Origin of the sequence: Psychrobacter okhotskensis, from assembly GCF_965638355.1 — a bacterium.
Lineage (GTDB): Bacteria > Pseudomonadota > Gammaproteobacteria > Pseudomonadales > Moraxellaceae > Psychrobacter > Psychrobacter okhotskensis.
Genome location: NZ_OZ281822.1, coordinates 1,584,555 through 1,601,936 on the forward strand (window position 1 = coordinate 1,584,555; position 17,382 = coordinate 1,601,936).

10 protein-coding genes are annotated in these 17,382 nt (G+C 44.8%); 6 read left to right on the forward strand and 4 right to left on the reverse strand.

Annotation, left to right across the window (positions count from 1 at the left end; translation table 11 throughout):
- The first annotated feature begins 11 nt into the window (after positions 1-11).
- The 4 genes from lysS (at position 12) to ACSUPM_RS06775 (ending at position 6,209) form a co-directional block, all read left to right on the forward strand.
- Entirely contained in the window at positions 12-1,556 is a 1,545-nt protein-coding gene (lysS, locus tag ACSUPM_RS06760; protein WP_201566481.1) for a lysine--tRNA ligase, read from the forward strand.
- Positions 1,557-1,775: 219 nt separating this feature from the next.
- Positions 1,776-3,041: a hypothetical protein gene (locus tag ACSUPM_RS06765; RefSeq protein WP_101210663.1), complete on the forward strand. Its 1,266-nt coding sequence runs from the start codon at positions 1,776-1,778 to the stop codon at positions 3,039-3,041.
- A gap of 102 nt (positions 3,042-3,143) precedes the next feature.
- Positions 3,144-5,075, forward strand: a complete 1,932-nt coding sequence (dnaX, locus tag ACSUPM_RS06770; protein WP_436880295.1) for a DNA polymerase III subunit gamma/tau — start codon at positions 3,144-3,146, stop codon at positions 5,073-5,075.
- 234 nt (positions 5,076-5,309) lie between these two features.
- Entirely contained in the window at positions 5,310-6,209 is a 900-nt protein-coding gene (locus ACSUPM_RS06775) for a LysR family transcriptional regulator (RefSeq protein ID WP_025650795.1), read from the forward strand.
- A 117-nt stretch (positions 6,210-6,326) separates the two neighbouring features.
- On the opposite strand, the gene ACSUPM_RS06780 is transcribed toward ACSUPM_RS06775, so the two are convergent.
- On the reverse strand, positions 6,327-7,508 hold the full coding sequence (locus ACSUPM_RS06780) for an aspartate aminotransferase family protein (protein WP_436880296.1): 1,182 nt from the start codon (positions 7,506-7,508) through the stop codon (positions 6,327-6,329).
- A 49-nt stretch (positions 7,509-7,557) separates the two neighbouring features.
- Positions 7,558-7,746 carry a DNA gyrase inhibitor YacG gene (locus ACSUPM_RS06785; RefSeq protein ID WP_101211590.1) on the reverse strand — a complete coding sequence of 63 codons (189 nt, stop codon included), beginning with the start codon at positions 7,744-7,746 and terminating at the stop codon, positions 7,558-7,560.
- A 270-nt stretch (positions 7,747-8,016) separates the two neighbouring features.
- Here ACSUPM_RS06785 and ACSUPM_RS06790 point away from each other — a divergent pair, with 270 nt between their 5' ends.
- Positions 8,017-8,664, forward strand: coding sequence for a DUF938 domain-containing protein (locus ACSUPM_RS06790; RefSeq protein ID WP_037025194.1), 648 nt, complete (start codon positions 8,017-8,019; stop codon positions 8,662-8,664).
- A 171-nt stretch (positions 8,665-8,835) separates the two neighbouring features.
- Here the strand turns inward: ACSUPM_RS06790 and ACSUPM_RS06795 are convergent, their stop codons facing one another.
- Both ACSUPM_RS06795 and purD read right to left on the reverse strand, forming a co-directional pair.
- Positions 8,836-10,230 carry an ABC1 kinase family protein gene (locus ACSUPM_RS06795; protein ID WP_173240278.1) on the reverse strand — a complete coding sequence of 465 codons (1,395 nt, stop codon included), beginning with the start codon at positions 10,228-10,230 and terminating at the stop codon, positions 8,836-8,838.
- A 343-nt stretch (positions 10,231-10,573) separates the two neighbouring features.
- Positions 10,574-11,911 (reverse strand): phosphoribosylamine--glycine ligase, encoded by a 1,338-nt coding sequence (gene purD, locus ACSUPM_RS06800; protein ID WP_436880320.1) that lies wholly within the window; start codon positions 11,909-11,911, stop codon positions 10,574-10,576.
- Between the two features lie 520 nt (positions 11,912-12,431).
- On the opposite strand from purD, the gene ACSUPM_RS06805 reads away from it, so the two are divergent.
- Positions 12,432-17,282, forward strand: a complete 4,851-nt coding sequence (locus tag ACSUPM_RS06805; protein WP_436880297.1) for an NAD-glutamate dehydrogenase — start codon at positions 12,432-12,434, stop codon at positions 17,280-17,282.
- Positions 17,283-17,382: the final 100 nt, after the last annotated feature.

A 17,382-nucleotide genomic window follows, 5' to 3' on the forward strand; every position in this document is an offset into this window, starting at 1 on the left:
TTGAGAGTGTTATGTCAAATCCCAACAATAAAAATCAGAACCAAGACCAAACCCCAGTTGTAGAAGACGCTAACGAGCTGATTGCGCAACTGCAAGCCAAGCTAGACGATATCACTGCTTCAGGCAAACAGCCGTATCCAAATACGTTCAAACGCACCGATTATGCGCAAGATTTGCAAACTGCTTTTGACGGCGTCTCAAAACAAGAAATTGAAGAAAAAGCGGCGAATGGCGAAAAAACACAGGTCAACGTGGCAGGTCGCGTCATGCTGAACCGTGGTGCCTTTATTGTTATTCAAGACATGACGGGTCGCATTCAGTTATATGTTGCACGCAAAGAGTTGGATCCAGAGACGTTAGCGACCATTAAATCATTAGATTTGGGTGATATTGTTGGCGTATCAGGCTATATTGGTCGCTCAGGCAAGGGCGATCTATATGTGCATATCGAAGAGTTTCAGTTATTGACTAAAGCGCTACGTCCGATGCCAAACAAGTTTCATGGTTTAGCTGATGTCGAAGCGCGCTATCGTAATCGTCATCTTGATTTGATGACCAATGAGACGACTCGTGATACCTTTATGATTCGCAGTCAAGTCATTAGCGGCATTCGCAAGTTTATGTTAAATGAGCGTTTCATGGAAGTTGAGACGCCGATGATGCATCCTATCCCAGGTGGTGCGGTGGCACGTCCGTTTGTGACGCATCATAACGCTCTAGATATGCCTTTATATCTGCGTATCGCGCCTGAGCTTTACTTGAAGCGCTTAGTCGTTGGTGGTTTTGAAAGAGTGTTCGAGATTAACCGCAGCTTCCGTAACGAAGGCGTATCAACTCGCCATAATCCTGAATTTACCATGATTGAGTTTTATCAAGCGTATGCTGATTATCATGACTTGATGGATTTGACCGAACGCTTATTTAATGAATTGGCGATGGATATTTTGGGCACAACTGAGATTACTTATCAAGAAGAAGACATTAGTCTAAAAGCGCCATTTATACGTTTGTCTATGTCTGATGCAATTGCAAAATATGCTGAAAATTTCGATATGGCACGTATCAATGACCGTGAATATCTGGCAGAGTACGCCTCGACCACCCTTAAACAGCAAGTAAAAGAGGGCTTTGGTGTGGGTAAATTGCAAACGATTATCTTTGAAGAGACCGCTGAGCATCAATTGCGTCAGCCAACCTTTATCACTGAATATCCTGCAGAGACGTCGCCATTGGCACGCCGTAGCGATGATAACCCTGAGATTACTGACCGCTTTGAACTATTCATCGGTGGTCGTGAATTGGCCAATGGTTTTAGTGAGCTGAATGACCCTGCCGATCAGGCAGAACGTTTCCGTGGTCAAGTCGCTGAAAAAGACGCTGGTGATGATGAAGCGATGCATTTTGATGAAGACTATATCGAAGCTTTATCTTATGGCTTACCACCGACAGCAGGCGAGGGCATTGGTATTGATCGCTTAGTGATGCTATTTACGGACTCAGCAAGCATTCGTGATGTGATTTTATTCCCACATATGCGTCGCAAGCTTGACAACTAGACTAGAGTCTACTTACTATGAAATATAGTCACTCCTATATAATTTAGATAGGGTATCAGGCTCGCTTAGTCTACTACTTGTCGTACTTTACTCGCCTTCCTTGTATCTAAATTATATTGAACTGGCTATCACACTGTTACTGAACTGAGTATAAAGCGAGTTTTGCAACGTTGGTGGCAGACACTCAGTTATTTATGAGCACTCATCTATAGGGATATTATGGACACTCAGCACGCACCGCTCTCAGTTTGGCAGCAGATGATTCAGCAAAGCTTCTTATCTTTGTATGATGTATCAGAGGACAATAGCAATCATCCCGAGCATGCCTTTCAGGGTTATGACTTTGTTTGTGAATTCTCTGGTGCGACGGTTTACCTTATCGTTAATGATGTGGTGATACAGGCTAACCAGCAAGAGATTGATAGTACACAGGTGCGTGAGTGGAGAAAGGAAGTTGTCAACCAATTAATCAAGCGTCATGCCCAGCTTTATCTAAAAAATGACAAGGTACTGGCTGACGTAAACGCGTCGGCATCGGACAAGGCAATTTATTTTATTGGTTTGACGTCACTCGCCATCAAGCATGAAGGCGATAACCCAGAGTCGCAGCCCTATACCGTCAATTACGAATACGGCAGTCAGTTCTTTGCTGAAGACTGTGTGCTGGACTTGGACGATGAGCAGAGTGTCTTACAAGTATTTAGCCATCAAAACTTTGTCGACATTCTTAATCAGTTGGTGACTCCAAGTGATCTCAGTGCTTATTTGGATTTTCACCGCCGCAAGCTTGCTGGCTTTGAGACATTTCAAGACGAGTCAACGTTACTTGCCCAGTTCTTACAGTCACCTGATTTTCATCAAAGAGCCGTTGAGGTGCAAGAGCAGTTGGTTGCTCACCAGTTAATAGACCAAGTGGAACCTCGCTTGCTTAAAGCTGCAGAACCTGACCAAACTGCTTTTGCTAATGCGTTGATGCTAGAGATTCAAAAGAATACTCGCATGTGGTATAAGCTCTTTAATCGCTTGATTCAGCAGTATTATGAGGCGGGGACGCCACTGCCAAAAGAGCAGGTCGATGTGTTAGTTGATGAGTCGATGTATACCTATGCGTGTTTAATAGAAAAAATATTGGCACATAGAACGATTGATCAAAATTCACGATGGAATGGTTATGTTCGTCATGAGCATTCTTATCATGTATTTGGTCGCCATTATCTGATGGTGTTCTATGGACAAGATGAAAATAGTGCATTGAGTGCAGACAAAGTTCGCGCATCGCATCAGGATTTATTGTTTGAGCTTAATTCACAAATGCAGCAGCCGGTAATGGATGATTTGTTTTTAATTGGCGTAGAAGTTAGACCGTGCGAGGACAGCGTTAATACCGAGGTGTATATTGACACTTTTCATCAGAATGGCTCGGCTATCGATGCAAACACGCAGCGCTTATACGAGCAGTTGGCTGAGTTGCGATCGCAGTCATAGACTTTCCTTACTATAGATCGCTGATTTGATGCTTTAACTATATTTGTACTTTTTTATATATTCGTACTTTTCACATTGGCAGTTACTATATTGGCAGTTACTATGACGCAGCAATATCAAGTTTTAGCTCGCAAATACCGCCCAAAAAACTTCCATGAGTTGATTGGGCAAACGCACGTCTCGCAAGCATTGATAAATGCCATTGATTACAATCGTCTGCATCATGCCTATCTGTTTACGGGTACGCGCGGTGTCGGTAAGACGACGATTGCCCGTATATTATCCAAGTGCCTGAATTGTGATACTGGGGTGACCAGTACGCCTTGCGGTGTGTGTGATAATTGCGTTGCCATCGATCAAGGTCGTTTTATTGATCTGATCGAAATTGATGCGGCCTCTCGCACCAAAGTGGAAGACACCCGCGAGCTACTAGATAACGTGCCTTATGCACCAAGCCAAGGACGTTACAAGGTTTACCTGATTGATGAGGTGCATATGCTGTCCACGCATAGCTTCAATGCACTACTCAAAACCTTGGAAGAGCCGCCTGAACATGTGAAGTTCTTGCTCGCGACCACTGATCCGCAAAAATTGCCAATTACTATTATCTCGCGCTGTTTACAGTTTGTTCTACGCCCGTTGCCGCAAACCTTGCTGAGTGAGCATTTGGCAAATGTCCTTACCCAAGAGCAAGTAGGCTATACCCAACCTGCACTTTGGCAATTGGCCAGTGCAGCAAAAGGTTCGGTACGTGATGCTTTATCCCTAACCGATCAAGCCATTGCTTTTGGCCAAGGTGCGCTTGATGATGTCACGGTCAATGCCATGCTCGGTTTGATTGATGCCGCTGACTTGGTGCGGCTCATCACTGATATCTATAATCATGACAAATCTGCCGTCGCCGCTCATATTGAGCAGATGCGTGCGCAAATGGTTGATGCGACGAGTATGTTTGATGGGCTGGCAGAGCTATTACATCAGTTGGCATTGACCCAGCTACTGCCCGAAGTCGCTCTCAATGTCAATGAGGCGCAAGCCCAAGATATTAATGCGCTGGCACAGCATATCAGTCCTGAGGTATTGCAGCTCTATTACGAAATCGTTGTGCAAGCGCGTGAAGGCGTGAAACTTGCCAGTACACCGATGCAAGCGCTGGAGATGTGTATCTTACGTCTGTTGGCCTTTCGTCCATTACCAATAGACGAAATACTAAACCCTACTTATGATGACTCCGTGTCATCTGAAGTACCCGCCATAGAAAATACATCTTCTACGCAGGCGACCATTACCCATTCAGCTTCGATGCCGCCGTTACAGCCTTATGATATCGACTATCAAGAGCAGGTCAGTATTGAGCAGCCAAACGCTAGTTTTGACAGTAATGAAGTCAGTGTTGATCCAATTCATGAATCAGCACACACGTTGGATGTGTTGGATAGTAGCGCAAATGCTGAACCCGTTGTTGAGCCTGAACCCGTTGTTGAGCCTGAACCCGTTGTTGAGCCTGAACCCGTTGTTGAGCCTGAACCCGTTGTTGAGCCTGAACCCGTTGTTGAGCCTGAGGCGAATGATTCTCAATTAACATCTGAATCTGATGATCCACGCACTTTACTTCGTTGCCCACCGCAAGAGTTGGTAGGTGCGTGGACACCAGAGAAGTGGGACTATTGGCTACAAACCGCTCGTGAAGCGGAGGTTTTGGCTCAAGATGAATTGGCACTTGCCCGTCAAGGTATGATGACTGGTCTATGCAATGGTAAAGCTACCTTTGTTACCAGTGTCGACAGTAAGCACTTGCAGATGACCTTTCAGCAACTGGCAGAAAAACTACAGCAGCAATTTACACAGGCAGAGATTGGCTTGCAAATCGATGGTAGCGTCATGCAAGCAGAAGACAAAACGCCTGAGCGTCGCCAACAAAAGCGTTTGATCCAAGCGAAGACGGTTGCAGAGGCAAAATTGCTAGATACACCCGTGATGAAATATCTGACCGAGCGCGGCGAAGGAAAAATGGGCAAAGTTCAGTTATATTAAAAAGTTGCAAATTTTAGTAATGGCATTGTTTACCAATTAAATAATCATTAAATGTAATGTTATGATTAAAATATCAAGGTGATGTTCGTTTATCACCTTGATATTTTTGCTTTTATTAACAGATAAATAGGATCTATTTATAAGGTAAGCTACATTTAAAAACGGTAAGATTAAATAAAATACTTTATAATGGTTAAGTTATATTAAAAACTGAAAAGTGGCTTAGGTGAGTATATGTTAGATAATTTACGCGGTATGGCCGTGTTCGCCAGTGTGGTCGGACACGGCTCTTTTAGTGGTTCAGCTCGAGAGCTTGGCATCACAACCAGTGCAGTCAGTCAACAAATTCGTTCGTTAGAAAATGAGCTTGGCGTGGTGCTATTGCATCGCTCTACTCGTAAGCTCAGCTTAACGGAAGCGGGTGAGAGCTTTTATGAAGCGGCAAAAGACGTGGTTAGCGCGGCCGAACAAGGTAGAATCAAGGTCAATCAGTTACGTGATGAGCTCGCTGGTAGCTTACGTGTGGCCACGACACCCGAGCTTGGGGTCAACCATATTTTACCGGCCTTGTCGACTTGGATGGCGGCACATGATGACCTAAGTATTACTTACTTAGCAGACAATCATTATATTGATATGATTGATGAGCGTATCGATATTGCGATTCGTATGAGTCCAACGATTAATGATTCTAATTTGAGCAGTCATCCATTGACGGATGTACGCCAAATGCTTGTCGCCTCACCACAGTATCTGCGCCAACATGTAAAATTGAAAACGCCTAAAGATTTGGCCGAGCATCAGCTGATTTGTATTGAAATCATGAAGGACGCCAATCAGGTTGATATGATTCAGACCGAAACAGGTAAAAAATCACGTATAAAAATGAATTCGCGCATTTATACCAACAATGTCTTTATGGCCACGACTTTAGCCAAAGAAGGGCACGGTTTGGTTAGAATGATGGAAATGGATATTAAAAAAGAGCTCGAAAGTGGTGAATTGGTGGAAGTCTTGACCGGTTATCAGCTGCCGAGTTTTGTGCTCTATGCCGTTACTTTGAACCGCGATCAGCAACCTGCAAAAATTACGCGTTGTTTAGAAGTATTGAAAAAATACTTTCATGCTAATTAAGTCGAGCATTTAATGATCTTTACTTGAAAGTATTTTAAAGCGTTAAAAAGCAAAAAGCCTATAGATAGCTACTATCTATAGGCTTTTTTAGTGTTAGCGTTTGATTAAATCAATAAATTAAAACAACACCTTTAATAGCTCAATCAAACGATCAGCCACTTGCGTGCTTTCATCACGGCTCATGTTAAGCGGTGGTAGTAAGCGCACCACATGACCACCAGTCACATTGATAATCAGCTTTTGCTCATCACGGGCTCGATCGACCAGCTGACTACAGTCCATGTCTTCAGGTAAGGCAATACCGATCATCATCCCAGCACCGCGACTGGTGACACCATGTTGTCCTAAGCTATTGACCAAGCATTCGCGAATGAACTGACCTTCCGTCACTGCATTATCCATAATATCGCTATTTGCCAATACCTCGTAGACGCTGTGCACCACACGACTGGCTAAGGGCGTGCCACCGTAAGTAGAGCCATGGCTACCAGCACCGAACAAACCGTTGGCGCGGCCACGTACCATACAAGCACCGACTGGAAAGCCATTGCCTAAGCCTTTCGCTGTCGTCAAAACATCAGGACGCGCGCTGCTATGCTGATACGCAAAATATTTGCCAGTGCGGCCATTGCCAGTTTGTACTTCATCTAGCATGAATAGCCAGTTATGAGCATCACACTCTGCTTGCAGCTCTTCTAGATAAGTAAAGCCATTGGGAGCAGTATTGAGACCGCCTTCGCCTTGAATAGGCTCTACAAAGATAGCGCAAATATCATCATGTTCTTGCGCGGCTTGCTTGATCGCTGCGATATTGCCAAAGGGGACACGGATAAAGTCATCGTCTAAGGTATAAAAGCCTTCGCGCGCTTTTGGATTGGCTGTTGCTGATAATGACAATAAGGTGCGACCGTGGAATGATTGCTCCATAACGATGACTTTTGGACGTTTAAACCCTTGCTGATGAGCGTATAAACGCGCCAGTTTTAACGCAGCTTCATTTGCTTCAGCACCACTATTGGCAAAAAACACGTTGTCCATCTGAGCTGCCGTACACAGTACTTCGCCAGCACGCTCTTGCCAATCGATACCGAATAAATTGCTCGTATGCACCAAAGTAGCAGCTTGTTGTTGAATGGCATCGGTGATTTGAGGGTAGCAATGCCCCAAGCCACAAACAGCGATACCCGTCAGGGCATCTAAGTAAGGCGTATTATCTTTGGTATACAGCCAGCTGCCTGAACCACGAGTAAAGCTGATCGGCTGACGATTATAAGTGGGCATCAGGTAAGTAGCTGACATACAAAATATCCTTGCGGTGATAACGTTATAAAGTGATTAGACGGATTGATTATAGCTCATCCGAAAATGGAGTCGACTCGGCCGGTAGGGTGTACTCTTCGTTGGCCCAAGCACCTAAGTCAATAAGCTTGCAGCGGTCACTACAAAAAGGCTTATATTTATTGTCTTGCCATGCGGTCTGAGTGCCGCAGCATGGACAAGGGTAAGTTTTGGGCACAGTGTTGGCAGTATCAGTCATAATAAGTGAGGTCATCCTCATAGGTAGTAGGAAAAGTATGCTCAGCGAATGGGAGTCGGTATAATAGCATGAGGCTAAAGAATGACAAAAGGCAAATAGCTTTCTATGTCAAACCAGCCTAAACAAAGCGAATAAAGAATACACCTAAAGCATATGCTGTAGTGCTTAACAGAGTTTTTATAAAATAGACATTACAACTAAATCAGTAATAGTTTAATAATCAAATTGATAGCCTACTAAAGACTATCGCTTACAGGACGAAATCCTACTATGACGCAACAAGCAACGCTTTCCCATCAGAAAAATCGTGCCTTTCAACCACAAAAGCTGTCAGCGCCGCGCGACTTTATTGTTCCAAAGATAATCAGCGAAAACCAAGACAACGCCCCTTTATTGTTAGAGATTGGTGCCGGGAAGGGCAAGCACGCGCTCAGTTTTGCCACACAAAATCCTGATAAGCAACTGATTGCCATTGAGCGTACCCGTAATAAGTTTGAAGCCTTTGCTAAGATTGCAACACAGCAGAATTTATCCAACTTAAACGCCATTCATGCGGATGCCATCGCCTGGATCGTACATGCCGTCGCGGCCAGTAGTATCGCCAAAATTTTTATATTATACCCTAACCCAGAGCAGCACAATCCCAACCAGCAATGGCTGAATATGCCGTTTTTTGAGTTTTTATTATCGCGACTACAAGTAGGAGGAGAGGTAGTATTAGCGACGAATATCGAAGCGTATATGGATACTGCAGAGCAACAAGCTTGCACGGTATGGTGCTTACCAAACAAGCGTTATCATGTGCCGATAGACAGCGAGCGTACCCACTTTGAGGTAAAGTACTTAGCGCGTGGAGAAACATGTTGGGAGTTGACTATGCATAAGCCAAAAGGCTATAAAACAAGGTTTGATGATTAGCAAGTTAGCGAAATGGACATTAAAAAATAGCCTAAGCAAAAAATAAACCTAATAAGGATTAGCTTCCGTATAAATAAGACAGTTGTTACATATGAAATAGCCTAAGCAAGTAAAATTGCAAAACAAAAAACTGCCCCTAAAAGGCAGTTCAAAAATTACACTCATTTCATATTACAGATAAGGCTTCACAAGTTTATTAGAATCCGTATAAGCATCTAAAACCGTTAGAAGGGTATAGGCGCCGATAAACTTACGGCTAATGAACATAAATTCTTTTGGCGGCAGATTAAATTCAAAAGACTGCATAGCGCGCGTCGCAGCAGAGGAAAGGCGTGAGTGTAGTTTACTATTTGCCCAGATATAACGATTTTGTTCATCCAAACACTCAGTAGGAATATCAGGATTGGTCGCTGGATCGCTAAAAGGCTCAGTTGCCAAGAGGAACAAAGAGGCGATATCGGAACAAACTTTTTCACTCATCGTGTCAAAAAAATCATAACCAGTCATGGCTTGCATCATTGCCTGATGGTCGTGACGGTAGCCAGCTTTTAGTAAGCCATGAGCAATTGTCAAAAGAGTATTATCAAACTGACGAATCGCCCCAAAATCCAATAATACTAACTTATCGACCTCGTGGTCATTGTCGCTGACACGAACGAGATAATTACCAAAATTTGGGTCTGTTTGCATCTCGCCCCAAACAAAAATCTCTTGCATCATGATCTCTATTGCCGACTGACCAATGGCATTGCGACGTTCGTGCGGTAAAAGCTGCAGTGCTTCCGAGACGACGCTAATGCCGGGCTCGTAAGACATACACAATAGGCGTTTGCTTGAGTAAGCGCGATTAATTTTGGGCACAGCATAGCGCGGATCATCTATCAGCCGCTCATAAAAACGCTCAGTAGTTGCAGCTTCTGCCTCATAATCGACTTCATGATGAAGTAGGTCGCGTATCTCTTCAAACCATGCATCGAGCGAGCGCGTTTGCGGGACAATATTACTGACTTTTAGCAAACGCTTAAACAAGGCAAGATCAGAATTGATGGCATCTGCTACCCCTGGATACTGAATTTTTAACACCACTTGCTCACCAGTGGCTAATACCGTGGCGCGATGAACTTGGGCGAGAGAAGCCGTACCGATCGGAATAGTATCGACGTCGAGCTCGCTGAGTCTATCGCCTAATAATTGACGCAAGGTCTGCTCGATGGTTGGCCATGACAGGGTAGCGGTATCGTCATTGAGTGTTTGTAGTGCGCGCGTTATCTCAGGTGGCAATACATGCTCACCGTAAATAGCCAGCATCTGACCGATTTTGACCACGGAGCCTTTTAGTTTGCCCAGCTCTTCTGCGACATAATTTGCCTGCGCTTCCATAAAAGCTTGGTTACGTGCCGTGCGCGCTTCTTTATTCAAAAACATACCAGACACGCTGTTACCTGCCCAACGACGACCAATGTTTAGAGAAGTTTTGGCAATCGACATTCGACGTTCAAACCCTGAGGTTTTTAGATTGTCAATTGATTGCTTATTATTAGAAGGTTTAGACGTATCATTTGCCATAAATATAATCATTCATCCGGTTGGTATTGATGTGCGGGTTTGAAACCGACAATACAAGAGAGATGCGACGCGCAGGTACAAACGGGTACAAAATTGTATCATATAAAGGGGCAGGGGTTTATAAGCCTTAGCCGACCGCTAGCAGTTAGTTTGTAAGCTAACGTATTAATCTAAATGATGATACGCCCTAATAAGGTAGCAAAAAATTCGACCTAGTATAGTACTAGGTCGAATCATAACTCACTTAGAGAACATAGCACTCAATACAATACATAACGTCAACGATGGTTTAAACGTACCAGATAAGTGAATTATCCAATATTGCTAAATAGCTGATGATGAATTACGCCTGTTCGCGGGCAATGGCATGATGACCAATATCGCGGCGATACTGTGCCCCATCAAAACTAATCGCACCTGTCACTGCCAGTGCTGCTTGCTGAGCGTCTGCAATACTATCTGCTAACGCCGTCACACATAATACTCGCCCGCCGTTGGTAATGATTTCTGCATTAACGTTGTCCGCATCAGCATTGTTATCATCCGAAAATGCCGTGCCTGCGTGAAAGACCTTAACTGCGCTATTATTGTTAGCATCCAGCTCAGGCAAGCCAGCAATCACATCACCTTTCGAAGAAGTTTCAGGATAGCCTTTTGAGGCAACAACGATACCAAGGGCAGGGCGCGCATCCCATTGAGCATCGCTTGGTAACTGGCCTGCCAGCCCTTGAGCGACCAAATCTACCATCGACGATTGCAAGCGCATCAAAATTGGCTGTGTCTCTGGATCACCGAAGCGGCAGTTGAATTCGATGACATAAGGGTCACCTGCGTCATTAATCATGAGTCCTGCATATAAAAATCCAGTATAAGGATGACCGGCCTCATTCATCGCATCGACCACTGGTTGAATAACTTGTGCCATGACCTTGTCGTGGACATCTTGGGTGACAACTGGCGCAGGAGAGTAAGCACCCATGCCGCCAGTGTTGGGACCTGTATCGCCTTCAAAAGCACGTTTATGATCTTGGCTAGTCGCCATCGGTAATATATTGTCACCATCAATCATACAGATAAAGCTGGCTTCTTCACCTTGCAAGAACTGCTCGATCACCACACGGCTGCCTGCATCGCCAAACTTATTGTCGGCCAGCATATCATCGATTGCTTCATATGCTTGTTCGATAGTCTCCGCGACGATGACGCCTTTACCAGCAGCCAGACCATCCGCTTTAATAACAATGGGCGCGCCTTGCTCATCAATATAAGCTTTGGCAGCGTCAGTATCTGTGAACCCTTGATAAGCTGCCGTCGGAATATTGTTCTGTGCCATAAATTCTTTGGCAAAGGTTTTTGAGCCTTCTAACTGCGCACAATATGCCGTTGGGCCCCACGCCTTAATACCAGCAGCACGGCAGGCATCGATGATACCCGTCACCAATGGGGCTTCTGGTCCAACGATGACCATATCGATGGCGTTGTTTTGGCAAAACTCAATGACAGCATTGTGTTCATCAGTTCCGCTACCTGTAGACTCGAGAACAACGTTTTGGCATTTGGGTTCAAGGGCAGTACCAGCATTACCTGGGGCGACGTAGACGTGTTGGACGTTGTTATCTTTTGCACATTGCCATGCTAGCGCGTGTTCACGACCACCTGAGCCAATCACCAAAATATTCATCATACGTCTTGCCCTTAGCATTAAAGTTAATAATGAGTTAGTCATACACTCTGAGAGATAGCCGTATTCTAACAAAAAAAGTGCCTTGATTGCCATGAGTATCCACCTGCCAGCCGTTATTCATCAATAATTAAGGTGTGTTGTCTCATTAGCAAAGGTTATCGGCATGTTGCTGATTCATGAAATGATGTTGTACGCTTTAGCTATGCGCCTAGGTGCGTTACACTTCAATATATTAATGGTATTAAATCTAGCCAGCCGTTTGCTCTTATAAACATTAGGCAATAAAAAACAACAGAGGATGCCAAAGAGAACGATGTGGTTTATTAGAAGCTCGTTAATGGATGTTTAGAAGCTCGTTAATGGATGTACTGCTATCTGATATTGGTGATTCATTACATTCAGACCTTGCTAATAATTAATACTGATTAATAAGTAGAAACCAACTAAGTGCTAACAAAGAAAAGCACTTGAAAAGAAAAACACTTGAAATACTAAACCTATAAAAAGGACAAAGGACATGCCAAACTCCCTAAGTATCGCAAAAGAGCGCATCAGCCAGATAAGCGATATTGCCACCAATTATGTACAAAATGACAAATCACTATTTGATCATTTTATTCATAGTTATTATCAGCCCCTGCATCAAGAGACGGCAGAGGCTATCAGCAATACTGACTTAGCAGGCATGGCGCTCCATCATTTTACGCTACTCAAGTCTTATGATGGTAAACAACCGCAACTCGCTATTTTGAACCCAAAAGCAGAAGAGCAGCATTTCCACAGCTCGCACACGGTCATACAAATAGTGGCGTACGACAGACCATTTTTAGTAGATACTATTTTGATGAGTCTTGAGGCTCAAGGTATCGACGTGCATCGCACTTATAACATTATTATCAGTGTTGAACGCGATGATGACGGCAACATTGCTCATATTGAAGGTGCTCATGAAAGCGCGACGTCGCACTTATCTATGATTCATTGTGAAATTGCCTATCAAGACAACGAAGAGTTGGCCGCATTACAGCAACTGTTGTTGGCAAAAGTGGATACGCTCGATACCGTCGTTGGTGACTGGAAACAAATGCGCGAGAAGCTAACGGACATCCAGTCGGAGCTGTCAAAAAAACCATTGCCAGAAGTATTCTATTCGCAGCAAGAGATTCAAGCGTTCTTAGATTGGATATTGGACGATCATTTTATCTTCTTAGGCTACCGTGAATATCGCTTAGAAGGCGATAGCATGATGGATGTCAACAGCGACGCTACCAATTCTAAGAACGCAGATTTGGATTTATTTGCCATTGGCAATAGCGGTCTTGGTTTGCTACGCGGTGCCGCAGAAGACACTTTGTCAGAAAGCTTTAGCCAATTGCCAAAAGTGTTAAAGCAGCTGTTGACCGAGCCGCGAGTATTGATGTTATCCAAATCGAGCCGTGTCTCACCTATACATCGTTCTGTATATATGGACTTCTTAGGTATTCATAAGTTTGATGACAATGGCAAACTGGTCGGTGAATATCGATTTATTGGTTTACTGACGTCGCAAGCCTATCAACTTACTGTCCAACAGATACCATTACTGCGTGAAAAAGCCAATAAAATCATGGCAATGGCAGACTTACCGCGTGATGGTCATGCACATCATAAGATGATGCACGTCATTAATACTTTACCGCGTGATGATTTGTTTCAAGCCAGCGTCGAAGAGCTTTATCCGATTGTCTCTGGTATCAGTCAATTACAAGACAAAAAGAGCCTGCGCTTATTCAGTCGTATCGACCATTATCAGCGTTTTGTTTCTTGCTTGGTCTATATTCCCCGCGATAAATTCAACACTGAACTGCGCATCAAAGTGCAAAATGTCTTGAAAGACGCGTATGGTGGCACGTCATCTGGCTTTACCACTGAATTTAATGAATCTGCCCACGCCCGTGTGCATGTCCACGTACGTACTGTGCCCGGTCAAGTTAATGATGTGAATACAGCCGCTTTAGAAGAAAAGCTGTCGGCACTCATGCAATCATGGGGCGACCACTATCAAAAAATGTTACTCGACAATGTCGGTGAGCAACAAGCCAATGCACTTAATCGTCGTTTCTTCAACTACATACCTGCCGCTTACCAAGAGCACTTTGATACCCGTACGGCTGTCGAAGATGTTAAACGCTTATCAGGATTGACCGATGAGCAGCCAATGATTTGGCACCTATATCAGTCAACCGGTGACGCAAGCAATCAGCTGCATCTTAAGCTGTATGGACGTGAGCAACCCGTTATTTTGTCCAAAGTCTTGCCAATATTAGAGAACTTTGGTGTTTCAGTGATTTCTGCGCAAACCTATGAGTTTGACTTACCTGAGCTGCCTATCTGGATGCAAGAGTATGAACTGACCTTGGAGCATGTCGATACGGTTGATATGCAAGTGGTGCGTAATCAATTTGAAGACAGTCTCAAGCAGATTTGGGCGGGACGCGTTGAGAGTGATTCCTTTAACGAGCTGGTATTAATCACCAAACTAGACACTTATGATGTGGTCGTACTCCGTGCCTTGTCCCGCTATATGATGCAAGCACGCGCGCCATTCTCTAGTGCTTATATTCAGCAAACGGTGGTAAAAAACAACGACATTAGCGTGGCACTAAGCAGCTTGTTCGATGCACGTATGAATCCTAAGTATAGTGAAGAGGCGCGCACAGAAAAAACTACGAAAATTCAAGAGCAAATCACCGCCGCCTTGATAGACGTTGATAGCTTGGATGAAGATCGTATCTTGCGTTGGTATTTAGACCTAATCAATGCCATGGTGCGTACCAACTTCTATCAAACGGATAGTGAAGGCGCACGTAAAGACCGTCTGTCGTTTAAGTTCTTAGCTGCAGATATTCCAAACTTGCCAAAACCGAAGCCGATGTTTGAGATATTTGTCTATTCACCACGCGTTGAAGCCGTGCATCTACGCGGTGGTAAAGTTGCCCGTGGTGGCTTGCGTTGGTCAGATCGTATGGAAGATTTCCGTACTGAAGTACTGGGTCTGGTCAAAGCGCAAATGGTCAAAAACGCAGTTATCGTACCGGTTGGCTCAAAAGGCGGCTTTATCGTTAAGACCAAGTCGATGGCAGATGGTCGCGAAGCGTTCCAAGCTGAAGGGATTGCTTGTTATCAGACATTCCTACGCGGTATGCTCGATATCACTGACAATATCGTTGATGGAAAAATTGTCCCGCCAGCCGATACCGTGCGTCATGACGAAGACGACCCGTATTTGGTCGTTGCCGCTGATAAAGGCACGGCAAGCTTCTCCGATATAGCCAATGCCTTAGCTGCCGAATACAACTTTTGGCTTGATGACGCCTTTGCCTCCGGTGGCTCGGTCGGTTATGACCATAAGGCCATGGGTATCACAGCCCGCGGTGGTTGGGAGTCAGTCAAACGTCACTTCCGTATGCGCGGTATGGATATTCAAAACCGTGATGACTTTACCGTGGTCGGTATCGGTGACATGAGCGGTGATGTATTTGGTAATGGCATGTTGAGATCTACCCATACCAAGCTGGTCGCGGCCTTTAACCATCTACATATCTTTATTGATCCCAATCCAGATACTGCTGCGTCTTATGCCGAGCGGGAACGCTTGTATGAAACGCCGCGCTCGACGTGGGACGATTACGAAAAGTCGCTCATTAGTCAAGGTGGTGGGGTTTTCTCACGCACGGACAAAAGCATCGCTATTAGCGCTGAGATGAAAGAGATTTTTGATATTAGCGAAGACAACTTGGCCCCTAATGAGCTTATTAGTGCACTAATGAAGTCGCCAGTGGATCTCATCTGGAACGGTGGTATCGGTACTTACGTGAAAAGCGAAAATGAAAGCCATGCTGATGTCGGTGACCGTGCCAATGATGCAGTCCGCGTCAATGGTAACGAGCTGCGTACAGCCGTCGTCGGTGAAGGGGGGAACTTGGGCTTTACCCAGCAAGGGCGTATTGAATACGCACAGACGGGCGGACGTATTTATACCGATGCCATCGATAACTCAGGCGGCGTGAACTGCTCAGATCATGAAGTCAATATCAAAATCTTACTCGGCAAAGTCGTTGAGCAAGGTGACATGACCCTGAAGCAGCGTAACGAGCTGCTAGAAAGTATGACCGATACTGTTGCAGAGCTGGTGTTGCGCCAAAACTATCTACAACCACAAGCAATTGAGCTTAGCCATATCCGCGCCGCTGCTAACCTAAGCGATCACCAGCGTTTTATCCAAATGCTAGAAAGCGAAGGTCGTCTTGATCGTGCCATTGAATACTTGCCAGCAGACGAAGAGATCGCCAAACGTCAAAAAGCGGATACCGGTCTGACCAATCCTGAACTGGCGGTGGTCATGGCCTATGGCAAAATGTGGGTTTATGACAACTTGTTGCTATCGGACTTGCCAGATGATCCATACTTTATCAATGAGCTGCGTAAGTACTTCCCAGACGAGCTGGCTACGCGTTTCTTTGATGAGATGACTGAACATCGTCTGCATCGTGAGATTATCAGTACCTATCTGACCAATAGTGTGGTCAACCGTTTGGGTATCGAGGCACTGTTCCGTCTCTATGAAGAAACCGATCAGTCTCTAGCGACTATTATTCGTGGTTATGCGATTAGCCGTGATGTCTTCAATGTGGCAAAAGCTTGGAACACGCTTGAGTCGTTAGATAATAAAGTCGATGCGACGCTGTTATTGAACCTCGAGCTGCGTCTACGTGATGCTCTCGAGCGCGGTGTGGTGTGGTTCATCAATGCCTTTGGGCAAAACTTGCAAGTGGCAGATATGATTAGCCGCTTTAGTGAAAGTGTTGAGAAACTAACCAAATCAGGCGGTTTTATTGAGCAGCAATTTTCCGAGTACTTAGAGGCAGACACCCATAGCTTGGTGGAAAAAGAGCTATCCGATACGGATGCTACCTTGTTTGCTATGCTGCCTTATCATGTTGATGCGTTAGATGCAGCGCGCCTTGCCGAGCAATATGAGCGTCCTGTCGATGAGATTGCGACCTTATACTTCGAGGCCTACCATGTCTTGCAGCTAGATTGGATGATGGATAATATCGCCAACTTACCACAGCAAGACTATTGGGATCGCCGTGCCCGTCATGCCTTAGTGAATGAGCTGTCACGTAGTCTGCGTCTGTTAATGGACGCCATATTGTCCAAGCCAGATGCACAGCAGGCATTTAGCGAATGGAAAGCGCGTCATAAAGACCATCTTGAAGGGGTAACGACGGAGATGCATAAGCTCGATAGCAATGATGAAAGTGCTATTAGCTTGTCAACGCTCTCTGTCCTTATGAGTGAGCTGAGCGGCCTAGTGACTAAATGAGTGAAAGTGAGCAAGTGACTAAGTAAAGAGTCATGAAATAAATAACAAGATAAACGTCTTTTCAAAAAAACCACCGTTATTAATTGACGGTGGTTTTTTA

Excerpts from the sequence above, each read along its gene's own strand:
- ACSUPM_RS06765 (WP_101210663.1), top strand. The coding sequence starts at position 1,776 with ATGGACACTCAGCACGCACCGCTCTCAGTTTGGCAGCAGATGATTCAG.
- ACSUPM_RS06775 (WP_025650795.1), top strand. The coding sequence starts at position 5,310 with ATGTTAGATAATTTACGCGGTATGGCCGTGTTCGCCAGTGTGGTCGGA.
- purD (WP_436880320.1), bottom strand. The coding sequence starts at position 11,911 with ATGAATATTTTGGTGATTGGCTCAGGTGGTCGTGAACACGCGCTAGCA.
- dnaX (WP_436880295.1), top strand. The coding sequence starts at position 3,144 with ATGACGCAGCAATATCAAGTTTTAGCTCGCAAATACCGCCCAAAAAAC.
- ACSUPM_RS06790 (WP_037025194.1), top strand. The coding sequence starts at position 8,017 with ATGACGCAACAAGCAACGCTTTCCCATCAGAAAAATCGTGCCTTTCAA.
- ACSUPM_RS06805 (WP_436880297.1), top strand. The coding sequence starts at position 12,432 with ATGCCAAACTCCCTAAGTATCGCAAAAGAGCGCATCAGCCAGATAAGC.
- lysS (WP_201566481.1), top strand. The coding sequence starts at position 12 with ATGTCAAATCCCAACAATAAAAATCAGAACCAAGACCAAACCCCAGTT.
- ACSUPM_RS06780 (WP_436880296.1), bottom strand. The coding sequence starts at position 7,508 with ATGTCAGCTACTTACCTGATGCCCACTTATAATCGTCAGCCGATCAGC.
- ACSUPM_RS06785 (WP_101211590.1), bottom strand. The coding sequence starts at position 7,746 with ATGACTGATACTGCCAACACTGTGCCCAAAACTTACCCTTGTCCATGC.
- ACSUPM_RS06795 (WP_173240278.1), bottom strand. The coding sequence starts at position 10,230 with ATGGCAAATGATACGTCTAAACCTTCTAATAATAAGCAATCAATTGAC.